The sequence below is a fragment of the Paraburkholderia polaris genome, from assembly GCF_012927345.1.
In the GTDB taxonomy this organism is placed as follows: Bacteria; Pseudomonadota; Gammaproteobacteria; order Burkholderiales; family Burkholderiaceae; genus Paraburkholderia; species Paraburkholderia polaris.
Genome location: NZ_JABBGJ010000007.1, coordinates 123,255 through 135,087, shown reverse-complemented (window position 1 = coordinate 135,087; position 11,833 = coordinate 123,255). Strand labels below are relative to the sequence as shown.

Here is an 11,833-nt window from a genome sequence, read left to right as displayed (position 1 = left end):
CGATGAGATCCGACGGTCACAAGCAGACCACTCCCTATTAACCGGCAGACTCGCCGAACCACCTTCCTAAGGAAAGCACCATGAAATACACCATTATTGCTGCGCTTGTATTGGGCTTTGGCTTTGCGTTACCCACCCTGGCCCAAACGGGCAAGGAAATGAGCCCCGCGAAAATGAAATGCGAGGACTTTGTCGCTGTAGACGAGGTGTACCAGCCGGCCCTCGTCTACTGGGTGGCGGGTGTCGATCATCTTGGAATACGCGAGACCGACACGATGGTGGTCGACACCGCAACGCCCGTCGCCCTCGTTGTCAGCGAGTGCAAGAAGACACCGAAGGCTTCGTTCAAGGCCAAGGTCCGAGCGCTCTATAAAAGCGGCCAGATCACCCTCTTCGACCATCATTGAGAGTGGCACTGGCTGCGGCGTGCAGACATGATCTATGAGCGATCCGGCATATCGCGTGAGGATCGACCACTGAGTTGATTGCGTAGAAGTGCGTCACCGGATGGTGGAGAGGGTGGCTTTTTTTGGGGCTGCGCCCATCGGCGCCCGAGCAGAAGCACCGGTCATTCAGGTGGGCGTCCGATCGCTAAGACTTATGGGAATTTGAGCCATGCAACGAATTGTTCGGTACTGGATCGGGCTGGCGATGCTCGCGCTCAGTTTCGCAGCACAGGCGCAACAGCCCATCATCTATCCCGCTCGCGGCCAGAGCTGGGAGCGCCAGCAAACCGATACGGCGGAATGCCACTCGTGGGCGCAACAGACCACCGGGGTCAATCCTGTCGCGCTCGCCGAGCAGATGGCGAACAGTCCGCCCCCGCCGCAACAGCAAGGCCAGATGCTCCGCGGTGCTGCAGGCGGCGCGCTGTTCGGCACACTGATCGGCGGTGCGGCCGGCGGTCATTGGGGAGAGGGAGCAGGAATCGGTGCGCTGGTGGGCACGATGGGCAGCGGCATGCGAATGCGGCGCGAGCAGCAACAAATGGCCGCCCAGCAGCAAGGCATGCAGCAGCAGGCATCAAGTCAGCTTGCTACCTACAACCGCGCAGTAGCAGCATGCATGACCGGACGTGGCTACACGGTCGAGTAGCCACACCGCCTCACTCACCCGATCCGGGGTCCGCACTTTCGCTCACTGGCTCTCGCCAGACAGAAGGAGCAATCATGCTGAAGATTGTGTCGGCGACCGCCCTGGCGGTCTTTGTTTGCGCCACGCCTTCAAGGGTGCTCAGCGCAGACTTCGACGGCAGCAAGCCGTTGTTGTGCGCGACCATCGATGCGCACTTCTGCGACGTGGGCGAGGTTTGCTATCGGACGCTACCGGCAATTCTCGGCGCACCGCAGTTCATCCGCATCAACTTCGCGAAGAAAACCATTGTCGGCCCCCAACGCACCACGGAGATCCAGCATATGGAACCGAGCGATGGACAATTGCTTCTTCAAGGGACGGAACTGGGGTACGCCTGGAGCGTTGCGCTCGATACAAAAACGGGCACCATGTCCACAACGCTCGTCAACCGCGAAGACGTGTTCGTGCTCTTCGGTGCCTGCACGCCGTCGTAATTCGACACGTGCCGATCGTGAAGACCGCCGCTGTCGAAGAGAACCACAACGGGCTAATCGCATTGGGCCTTCTGTCACTCATTGTGGGAGTAGTATCGGGATTGATAGGGGTGATGTTTCGTCGCTCGCTGGAACAGGCAGACAGATCCCGCACCTTGTTCCTTGTGTGGGCACACGCGGAGAGCGTTACTGGCTTTTGCATTGTGGTCGTTGCCACAGCGGCTTTGACAGCCCTCGCGGTTTGGCTCGTCCGTCGGTTCGCACCGCAGGCAAGTGGCAGCGGGATTCCTCACGTTGAAGCTGTCCTGCGCGCAGAGCAACCACCCGCCACATTAATCCTCATTCCGGTGAAGTTCGTCGGCGGTGTGCTGGCGATCGGTTGTGGTCTAGCCCTTGGCCGTGAAGGACCCACTGTCCAAATGGGCGCCTCGATCGCTCATACTATCGGGACGCTATTTCGCCGGGACGCAGACGATTGCCGGGTTTTGCTGGCCGCTGGCGCCGGGGCTGGATTGGCCGCCGCATTCAACTCACCCATCGCCGGTGCGGTGTTCGTACTGGAAGAACTGGTTCGAAGGTTCGAGACGCGTACGGCAATCTCGGCGCTCGGCGCCTCCGCCGGAGCGATTGCGGTGGCACGCCTGATTCATGGCGATCTGCCAGACTTCCAGTTGGCAGCGCAACCTTTTCCTGGCTTCGGGACGGTGCCCGCGCACCTTGCGCTCGGGGTAGTCGTCGGTATGCTTGGGGTCGCCTACAACCACGCCATACTGGGCGCTCTTACCGTCGCCGATCGGTTGTCGCGCTGGCCCGTCGAAGCGCGAGCAGTGCTGGTGGGCGCGGGGGTCGGCTTACTGGCGTGGATCGCACCAGACCTGGTGGGTGGCGGTGACGCCATTACGCAACGTGCGCTCGAAGGAACAGGCTCACTCACCACCATTGCGCTCGTTTTTACGGTCCGTTTTGCCCTTGGCGCTCTGTCATACTCGACCGGCGCCCCCGGCGGCCTGTTTGCACCGATGCTCGTTCTCGGCGCGCAAGCAGGCCTCGCTTTCGGCAAAATTTGCGTTCACTGGTTTCCTGGCGTAGCCGCCGATCCCACGGCATTCGCGGTTGTCGCCATGGCTGCCTTTTTTACGGCCATCGTGCGCGCGCCAATAACCGGCATCATCCTGGCAACAGAGATGACTGGAAGTTTCACCCTGCTCCTGCCGATGCTTACATCGTGCTTCGCCGCAATGATTGTTCCCTCCATGCTGCACTGTCCACCGATTTACGATTCGCTGCGCGATCGCATGCCGAAAAGGAAAGGCGACCCAGCGCATTGACACAGGACCGTCGCGCATTCGTTGCTTTTCAAAACTCAAGTGCGCTTTCGCGCGCGTCTGGCCGCTTCCGGAAAGCCCACTAAACGTATCATCGGTGCGGTGATGCGCAAGCGGGTTCAGGTCGCTTTCGGTGTTATCAAGTCAGGCACGTGATTCGATCCCAGCCTGAAAAATGAGTGACGGACCCGGTATCTTGAATTTCCGATAATAGGTTTGCGTGACCCCTTTACGTTTGTTAAAGGGCGATCTGTTGGCCCACTGCAACATGGCGTTCATCGCGCTTTCACCCGGTTGCACAACGGTGAATAATAAATCCACTGACTCACAATTGCATTGATGTAAAGGATTACTGATTTTTTCCGTCACGACTCGAAGACGCGGCGAGATTGACAGATCGAGATCTTCACATTCTGTGCTGCGGCGCCTCCGGATTATGTGTTTTGCGAATGAATTTCGCCGCTATTTACTGGAGTGAGCAATGAAACAGAACGTTATGGCCCTAGCGCTCCTGGGCGCACTGGCGAGTGCCGCGCACGCACAAAGCAGCGTCACGCTGTATGGCCTGATCGATGTCGGCATCACCTACACGAACAGCCAGGTCACGAGTCAGGGAGGCCACAGCAACGTGCAGGAAACGAGCGGCTCGGATGAGGGCAGCCGCTGGGGCCTGCGCGGAGCGGAAGACCTGGGTGGTGGCCTGAAGGCAATCTTCACGTTGGAAAGCGGCTTTAACGTGAACAACGGGACCTTGGGACAAGGTGGTCGGGAGTTTGGCCGTCAGGCCTTCGTCGGCCTGTCGAGCACGGACTATGGTTCTGTCACATTAGGCCGCCAGTACTCCAGCATGGTGGACTATGTAGGACCGCTAGCGCTGACTGGCACGCAGTATGGTGGCACGCACTTCGCGCACCCGTTCGACAACGATAACCTGAACAACAATTCCTTCTCGATCAACAACGCAATCAAGTACCAGAGTGCGGATTACGCGGGATTCCGGTTCGGCGGGCTGTACGGTTTTTCCAATGATGCAGGCGCATTCGCGAATAACCGCGCGTACAGCGTGGGTGCGTCTTACACCACGGGTCCTCTGAATTTTGCCGCCGGCTACCTCCATCTGAACAACAACGCGACTTCGCAGTTGGCGGCCAACTTCAATTCCAGCGGTGCCGTGACGGATGGCCTCGCCCTCGTTGCCTCACGCCAGCAGACATGGGGAGCGGGGGTGAACTATTCGTTCGGCCCGGCGACCGCTGGTTTCGTGTACACGCAAACCAACCTGACGCAGATAGCCCTGACGGGCTTCAGCACGCATTTTCAGAACTTCGAGGGCAATTTCCGCTACAACCTGACGCCGGCGCTGAATGTGGCCGGAGCGTATACCTACTCACGCGCGGGCGGTAACGCCGGAAGCGGCAGCCCGCACTGGAACCAGATTGGCGTGCAGACGGACTACACCCTGTCCAAACGCACGGACGTATATTTGCAGAGCGTCTACCAGACGGTCAGTACGAGCCGGAACAGTGTGCTCGGGGTAGCGTTCATCAATGGGTTGAGCGCCCCTTCATCAACGAATAACCAGGTCGAAGTGACGGCGGGCCTGCGTCACCGTTTCTAGTGCAAGCGCGTGTACCGACGAGGCATTCCTGATTCGCGTGGTGCGGCGGTGCCTCCCACACCTGCGTTTGTGGACGGGTTTCATCGAATCGATATTGGACCAAGGCCCAATGTCGTCAATCCCATTGGTTACGTAATCTATCTCTTGGGGCAATACGCTTAATCGTGCGTTCCCAGGGGCACGCGGAGGAAATCCAGAACCGGGCCATCGTTGCGAAAGCGATGATCTGGGCGCTTTTCCCTACGGGTAACCGTTTGATGACGACTTGAGGGCAAACTCATGACCAGGCGCCTGCTGTGGCTTGCGATGGTATCGACACTCCTGTTCGCAGGTGTCGCCATGGCTCAATACCCGATCATGGACATGATCGCCGACAACCTCGTCCAAAAGTACCAGCAGTCATCCTGTGAGCAACTGTGGCGTGAGAAAGCCGAGAAACAAGGCCGACCCAAGCCCGAGAGAGAGCAGGAGGCCGTGCAGATGCTGCGCGACGATCCGCAAATGCGCGCCGCGTTCATCGACAGAGTGGCAGCTCCGATTGTCAACAAGATGTTTGAGTGCGGCATGGTCCCGTGAACGTCGATAGGGTGCTGCTAACCCGACTTACGCACCGAGGCCAACTGGCTGTCCTCCGTTTCTCGGACCCGCTCCATTCGGCCGCCTCGATAGATATTGTTTGCCATTCTCTTGCGAATTGCGCATCTGCTTGTTCCCAAGGGGCGGCTGGCGTCCGTCGCTTCCGCGTTCGAAGGTCTCCTTAAGAGACGGTCAAACGGTCGAGGTCACCCTCCCCACGGGCTGCAACTTTACGAGCGCTCCCTGTCCATTCGTGTTGCTGTGTTGGCCGCCGGCCTCTCGCCTGCAGCAAAGATGGCGCCCTTGCCCAAATCGAGAAATTGCTCTGCCGTCGTAGCAGAAAAAAGATGCATGGCGCGCGCGATAATCGCGGTCCAGCCGGTCTGGTGGCTCGCACCGAGACCTGCTCCGTTATCGCCGTGAAAGTACTCGTAGAAGAGAACATGGTCGCGCCATAGCGGGTCCTCCTGAAGCAACCGGCTACCCCCATAGACTGGCCGCCGGCCATCCGCGGCGCGCAAAAAAATGTTGGCCAACCGACGCGCAATTTCCTCCGCGATCTGATACAGAGTCATTTGTCGACCGGAGCCCGTCGGACATTCGACTGTGAAATCATTCCCGTAGTAGCTGTAATACTGCAGCAAGGCGCGAATAATCAACGCATTGACCGGCATCCAGATCGGGCCGCGCCAGTTGGAGTTACCCCCGAACATCCCCGTATCGGACTCGGCCGGCAGATATGACACCCGGTACTCGTGGTCGCCCACGCGGTGCACGTAGGGATGTTCCGCATGGTAGCGGGAGAGCGAGCGTATGCCGTAGGGACTCAGGAACTCGTTTTCGTCGAGCATCGTCGCCAATACGCGGCGCAGCTTGCTCTCATCGAGGACGGCCGCCAGCTTGCGACCGGCATGGCCAGGCGTGTTCGGGTTGTGAATGAATGCGGTGAGTTCCGGGCGCGCCTCCATGAATTTGCGCAATCCCCGTTTCGCCTCGGGAACTGTGTCCATAAGGTCCCCGGTAAAGGAGGTGACCGCGCACAGAGGAAGGAGTCCCACCATGGAGCGAACCTTGAGGCGCTGTGAGCCCCCATTCGGCAGTCGAAGCACATCGTAGAAGAACCCGTCTTCTTCGTCCCACATTCCGGTATTTTCGCCGGCATGGAGCATGGACGACGCGATCCACAGAAAATGAGAGGTGAACTTGACACACATTTCGACGTAGGCAGGCCGCTCGTGCGCCAGTTCGAGCGCGATTTCAAGCATGTTCTGGCAGAACAGCGCCATCCACGCGGTGCCGTCGGCCTGCTCCAGATAGCCGCCCGTCGGCAGCGGCGCGCTGCGGTCGAAAACCCCGATATTGTCCAGCCCCAAAAATCCACCCTCGAAGACGTTGTCCCCAGCGCGATCCTTGCGGTTCACCCACCAGGTGAAATTGAGCAGCAGCTTCTGAAAGGAGCGTTCGAGCCATTCGACGTCACCCTTTCCATGCCGCCCCTGATCGAGTCGATATGTGAAGATTGTGGCCCATGCATGCACCGGCGGGTTCACATCGCCGAAGTTCCACTCGTACGCGGGAATCTGTCCGCTCGGGTGAAGATAGCGGTCCCGAAACATCAGATCCAACTGTTGCTTGCCGAAGTCCTCATCGACGAGGGTCAGCGCGAGGACATGAAACGCCAGGTCCCAGGCTGCGTACCACGGGTATTCCCACTTGTCCGGCATCGAGAGGATGTCCGCGTTGTACATGTGGTGCCAGCGGTTATTGCGAGGGGCAAGTCGTTTCGGCCTGGACGGGTCGGTGCCGGCCTCTGAAAGCCACTTGTCGACATCGTAAAAGTAGAACTGCTTCGACCACAGCACGCCCGCGAGCGCCTGGCGCATCACGTTGGCGGCATCCTCGGCCAGCGATGACGGGATCACTTCAGCGTAGAACTCGTCGGCTTCGCGCCGTCGAGCGTTCATTGTCGCAACGAACCCAGCTCCGAACGGTCCGCCGTCCGCGTTTCCAGGCGCCGCGGACGGAGTGGGTGCTTGATCGTTCAGACGCAGGCGAAGCGTTCGGGATTCGTGTGCGCCCACAGTGAGCGAATAGTGAACTGCGGCTTTCGTGCCTTCATTCTCTGGGTTGACTGCGCTCTCGCGGCCGTGAACGATGTAGTCGTTGATGCCGTCCTTGACGTATGGCGTCCGGTTGGGAATGCCCGCGATGCGCTCTGTGTTGGTCTCGTTCCCTGTGAACAGCAGCGAGCATTCACCTTCGCAAAAGAGGAACCGCTCTCCGAGATCCGCGTCTGAAGCGACGACAGTACCGAAGGCGTCGTGCCCGGCTGACTGCCGCAGTATCGGTTTGGAAACGTCGGCATCCCACGACCACACGTTGCGAAACCATATCGTCGGCAGCACGTGCAGCGCAGCCGCATCAGAGCCGCGATTGCAGACGGTGATCTCGATAAGAACGTCTTCTGGCGATGCCTTCGCGTATTCGACGAACACATCAAAATATCGATCGTCGTTGAACACGCCCGTATCGAGCAATTCGTATTCGAAATCCTGTCGACTCCGGCGCCGGTTTGTCGCCACGAGGTCTTCGTACGGATAGGCCGCCTGCGGGTACTTGTACAGATACTTCATGTACGAGTGGGTCGGTGTGGAGTCGAGATAGAAATAGTACTCCTTGACGTCTTCGCCGTGATTTCCCTCACCGTTGGTCAAGCCGAACAGACGCTCCTTGAGTATGGCGTCCTTGCCGTTCCACAGGGCCAGCGCGAAGCAAAGGCGCTGGCGGTCATCGGAGATACCGGCGAGGCCATCTTCTCCCCAACGATAGGCCCGCGAGCGTGCCTGGTCGTGGGTGAAATAGTTCCATGCGTCGCCCGACTCGCTGTAGTCCTCGCGCACTGTTCCCCACTGTCGCTCAGATAGATAGGGTCCCCACTTCTTCCAGGCCACGTCCTGCTCGCGCTCTTCCAGAAGACGCTTATGCTCTGCGCTCACCTGACACTCCCCATGTTTCTGGCGTATTGAGTGAAGCCGCTTTGCGTCATGGCCCGATTCGAGTCCCATGGCCAATACGAATCGCGGTGGTCGAACAGTACGATATGTATTAAATACCCCCTGATTGCTGGCAGTTTTGACGTATGTCTTGCCGGACATGATCGGCACAAGACCGTTAGATTGGCTCGTGCGCCATTTGAATGGTAGTGCATCGCTACGGGTCGTCTGGAAAATTGCACAGCCCACCGTTATTCGACTGTTCACCCCGGCTGCTTCTGCGCGGAACTGCTACCGCGCAGTGCGGAAGGCGAGGAATAGTCGCGCCGCTAGCCAGAAGTCCAGCGAACTGCAGCGCATAAAGTGGGCCACCGAGACGGTGCCGACGGATGCACCGATTCGGGTAACTGCCGTTCGCGGTTCGAAGCGCCGACACGATGCGCGCGAGAAGGTCCGTTTTCGGGGCGTACCCGAAGTTCGAACGTCCTGGTGAAAGCGCGCGGGCCAGCGGCCCTGGATGGACACAGTCCAATGCGGTCGGCAGGACGCGCTCCAGAACGGTCCTCCGATTTTGCAAGGCCCGGGCTCAATTCTCGACAACCGTGGCATCGACGCCTGCCGATGCCAGAAAAGACCCATGCACCGCGCATTACTTTGCCAAGTCGAGCGTTTCCCCCTACATCATGGGCGTTTTGCATGGCTATGATGATTCGAGCGCACCGGGTAATACGAAGACAGCCGCCGAGCCGTCGATTTCCATGATGACCGGATGCATGGATTGAAAATCCAGATTCAAATCAATTCCCGCGCCCGATCAATACATCGAAAACAAAGAATGGGGAGACAAGGATGCGGCCCATCATTGGCATAGCGATCGCACTGACAGGCAGCGCACTATTCGCCGGCATCGCGTTTGCGCAGACACCCACGCCGCCCGTTGCAAGCTCTGCGCCCATATGGACTGCGACTGCACCCGGACGGCCGACCTTGTTGCTGCTTCCCACCATTCACAAGCTGACGGTCGACGATCCGCGCATCGAAGACTGGCTGTCACAAGTCGCGGGCCGTGCTGAGGCCGTCGTGCTGGAAGCGCCTCTTTCCGTGAGCAAAAAGGAATTGCCGACGGTGCTTCGCCACGGGCAATACGGCCCGCAGGACAACATCACGAATCACGTCACGACCCTGACCGCTGAAGCGCTTGCACGATGCGCACGGCAGAGCAATCTAAAAATTGTTCCGTTTTTTCAGTTGAAGCCGTGGCTCGCTTCACTGACGGTGGACGCAGCCCGGACGACAGGGCAAACAGCGGATAGCAAGCCGTCTCCGTTTCGTGCCGGCATCGACGAACGGCTGCTCAAAATCGCCCAGAAGAAGATGATGCCGGTGATCTATCTGGAAACGCTCGACCAGGCAATGAAGCTATTCGACGACATGTCGCCCGATGAGCAGGAGGCCTACCTGAAGACTAGCTGCGCCAATTTGACTGGCGGTGCGCCGGGCGAAATAGACCTGGGTGAGCTCGAACAGGCATGGCTGAATTCGGACATGGCGCGAATCGAGCGGCTGGTGACAAACCATGATCCGCTCGAGAGCCAATCGCTTTACGACGCAGACCAGTACGTCTTCCATGCCGGAACGAAGAATTTTGCCGCTGCAATAGAAGGCTACGGCTATTTTCACGGTAAAGGTCCGATCCTGATTGCAGTCGGCGCGGGTCACTTCTTCGGTGACGACTCGCTGTTGGACCGACTCAAGGCGGACGGCTATACGATCGCGCCGCCGCCTGGCATCATCAATACTGCGTGCGTGCAGAAAGCCGGGGATGCAGACCCGGCGTCGCAGCCGTCGGTTACGCGCGCGGTCAGCGCAGTCTGCCCGGCGCGGCCGATGCGGGCAGGTTGAGGCTTCACTGCACCGCCTGCCCCATCTGTTCGCCGAACTGCAGGGCAGCAAGCTGGGCATAGAGCGGCGAGCTCAGAAGGAGCTCGGTATGACGGCCCTGCGCGACAATGCGGCCTTGTTCCAGCACCACAATGCGGTCGGCCTGTTGTACGGTCGCAAGGCGGTGCGCGATAACCAGGGTGGTGCGGTTCTGCGCGGCATTGTCCAGTGCCTTTTGTACCAGCCGTTCGCTGGCTGCATCGAGCGCGCTAGTCGCTTCGTCGAGCAGCAGAATGGGCGGATTCTTCAGGATCGCGCGAGCGATCGCAATGCGCTGGCGCTGTCCGCCAGACAGTCGCACACCACGCTCGCCGAGAAAGGTATCGTAGCCTTGCGGCAGTTCTTCGACGAAGCCAGCCGCTGCGGCCATGTCGGCAGCCCGTTGTACTTGTGCCAGCGTGGCTTCCGGCGCGCCGTAGCGGATGTTGTCCAGCACGCTCCCTGAAAAGATCACCGATTCCTGCAGCACTACGCCGATTTCTTTGCGCAATTCGACGAGCGGCACGTCGCGCGTGGGGACGCCGTTGATCAGAATTCGGCCGGACTGTGGATCGTAAAAGCGCAGCAGCAGTTGGAACAGCGTCGTCTTGCCCGCGCCGGACGGTCCGACCAATGCGACATGTTCGCCCGGCCGGACTTCAAGTGAAAGTGCGGAGAGCGCGGCAATGCCAGGGCGCGATGGATACGAGAAGCTGACATTGTCGAAGCGGATGCCCTCGCCTCGCGCAGGCAGCGCGACCGTTGTCCCGGCTTCCTGCACCGGCGAGCGCGCCGCCAGCAATTGCAGCAAACGTTCGGTGGCACCGGCAGCACGCTGCAGATCGCCCCATACCTCGGCGACGGCTCCCACGGCGCCGGCCGTGAACACCGCGTAAAGGATGAACTGGGACAACTGGCCCGCCGTCATGCGCCCGGCCAGCACCGCCTGCGCCCCGAGCCACAGCACGAACACAATGGCGCTGAACACCAGCACGATCACCACGGCGGTCAACCAGGCGCGCGCGCGAATGCGCGTGAGCGCCGTCTCAAAGGCTGCCTCCACCGCGCCGGCAAAGCGCCGCGTCTCAAAGGGCTCCTGCGTATACGATTGCACGGTCGGCATGGCGTTGAGCACCTCGCCCGCCAGCGCGCTCGTGTTCGCGATCTTGTCCTGGCTCGCGCGCGAGAGCCGCCGCACGCGCCGGCCGAAGATCACGATAGGCGCAACCACCACGACCAGCGTCGCGATGATATAGCCGGACAGCACCGGGCTCGTCACCGCCAGCATCGCTACGCCACCGGTCAACAGGAAGAAGTTGCGCAATCCCAGCGACAGGCTGGTACCCACCACCGTCTGGATCAATGTGGTGTCGGCGGTGAGTCGTGACAGCACCTCGCCGGTCTGCGTGGTCTCGAAGAACTGCGGACTCATCCCGAGCACGTGGTCGTAGACCGCACGCCGCAAGTCGGCCGTGACCCGCTCGCCCAGCCATGACACGAGGTAGAAGCGCAGCGCCGTGGCGCCGGCCAGTACCAGCGAAACGACGAATAGCGCGAAGAAATAACGATCGATGTGTGCCCGGTCGCCCCCCGCGAAGCCACGATCGATCAGGTATTTGAACGCCACCGGCAGCACCAGTGTGGCGCCCGCCGAGGTCACCAGCGCGAGGAACGCGAGCGCCCAGCGGCCGGCATAGGGGCGCAGAAAGGGAAACAGGGCAAACAGGGGGCCAATACGTGGCGAAGGTGATGCAGGCGACGAAGACGGGACAGCGTCTGGCATGAAGATTCCCAAGCGAATCGGAGGTCACCCAGATTGTGCCAGTCCTGTGG

The 11,833-nt window shown here is 60.0% G+C and carries 9 protein-coding genes; 7 read left to right on the top strand and 2 right to left on the bottom strand.

All coding sequences use genetic code 11. The annotated features are described in order from the left end of the window. Positions 1-80 precede the first annotated feature (80 nt). From HHL24_RS08360 to HHL24_RS08335, 6 genes are all read left to right on the top strand, one after another. Positions 81-407, top strand: a complete 327-nt coding sequence (locus HHL24_RS08360; RefSeq protein WP_169485029.1) for an HdeA/HdeB family chaperone — start codon at positions 81-83, stop codon at positions 405-407. 208 nt (positions 408-615) lie between these two features. Then, complete coding sequence (locus HHL24_RS08355; protein ID WP_169485028.1) at positions 616-1,095, top strand: glycine zipper domain-containing protein; 480 nt, start codon at positions 616-618, stop codon at positions 1,093-1,095. Positions 1,096-1,169: 74 nt separating this feature from the next. Then, a complete protein-coding gene (locus HHL24_RS08350) occupies positions 1,170-1,568 on the top strand; it encodes a hypothetical protein (protein ID WP_169485027.1) in 399 nt (132 codons plus the stop codon). A 17-nt stretch (positions 1,569-1,585) separates the two neighbouring features. Further along, the gene (gene clcA / locus HHL24_RS08345; RefSeq protein ID WP_169485026.1) at positions 1,586-2,896 is read left to right on the top strand and encodes a H(+)/Cl(-) exchange transporter ClcA; all 1,311 of its coding nucleotides are present in this window, start codon (positions 1,586-1,588) and stop codon (positions 2,894-2,896) included. Positions 2,897-3,374: 478 nt separating this feature from the next. Then, complete coding sequence (locus HHL24_RS08340; protein WP_169485025.1) at positions 3,375-4,511, top strand: porin; 1,137 nt, start codon at positions 3,375-3,377, stop codon at positions 4,509-4,511. Positions 4,512-4,790: 279 nt separating this feature from the next. Then, entirely contained in the window at positions 4,791-5,087 is a 297-nt protein-coding gene (locus HHL24_RS08335; RefSeq protein ID WP_169485024.1) for a hypothetical protein, read from the top strand. A 230-nt stretch (positions 5,088-5,317) separates the two neighbouring features. On the opposite strand, the gene HHL24_RS08330 is transcribed toward HHL24_RS08335, so the two are convergent. After that, entirely contained in the window at positions 5,318-8,083 is a 2,766-nt protein-coding gene (locus HHL24_RS08330) for an MGH1-like glycoside hydrolase domain-containing protein (protein ID WP_329606603.1), read from the bottom strand. A gap of 846 nt (positions 8,084-8,929) precedes the next feature. Between HHL24_RS08330 and HHL24_RS08325 the strand changes: the two genes are divergently transcribed. Then, on the top strand, positions 8,930-9,982 hold the full coding sequence (locus HHL24_RS08325; RefSeq protein WP_169485022.1) for a TraB/GumN family protein: 1,053 nt from the start codon (positions 8,930-8,932) through the stop codon (positions 9,980-9,982). Between the two features lie 4 nt (positions 9,983-9,986). Here the strand turns inward: HHL24_RS08325 and HHL24_RS08320 are convergent, their stop codons facing one another. Then, positions 9,987-11,783 carry an ABC transporter transmembrane domain-containing protein gene (locus HHL24_RS08320; protein WP_169485021.1) on the bottom strand — a complete coding sequence of 599 codons (1,797 nt, stop codon included), beginning with the start codon at positions 11,781-11,783 and terminating at the stop codon, positions 9,987-9,989. Positions 11,784-11,833: the final 50 nt, after the last annotated feature.

What these genes read in the sequence shown, in the direction of transcription:
- HHL24_RS08360 (WP_169485029.1), top strand. Translation starts at nt 81, where the DNA reads ATGAAATACACCATTATTGCTGCGCTTGTATTGGGCTTTGGCTTTGCG.
- HHL24_RS08355 (WP_169485028.1), top strand. Translation starts at nt 616, where the DNA reads ATGCAACGAATTGTTCGGTACTGGATCGGGCTGGCGATGCTCGCGCTC.
- HHL24_RS08350 (WP_169485027.1), top strand. Translation starts at nt 1,170, where the DNA reads ATGCTGAAGATTGTGTCGGCGACCGCCCTGGCGGTCTTTGTTTGCGCC.
- HHL24_RS08340 (WP_169485025.1), top strand. Translation starts at nt 3,375, where the DNA reads ATGAAACAGAACGTTATGGCCCTAGCGCTCCTGGGCGCACTGGCGAGT.
- HHL24_RS08335 (WP_169485024.1), top strand. Translation starts at nt 4,791, where the DNA reads ATGACCAGGCGCCTGCTGTGGCTTGCGATGGTATCGACACTCCTGTTC.
- HHL24_RS08325 (WP_169485022.1), top strand. Translation starts at nt 8,930, where the DNA reads ATGCGGCCCATCATTGGCATAGCGATCGCACTGACAGGCAGCGCACTA.
- HHL24_RS08320 (WP_169485021.1), bottom strand. Translation starts at nt 11,783, where the DNA reads ATGCCAGACGCTGTCCCGTCTTCGTCGCCTGCATCACCTTCGCCACGT.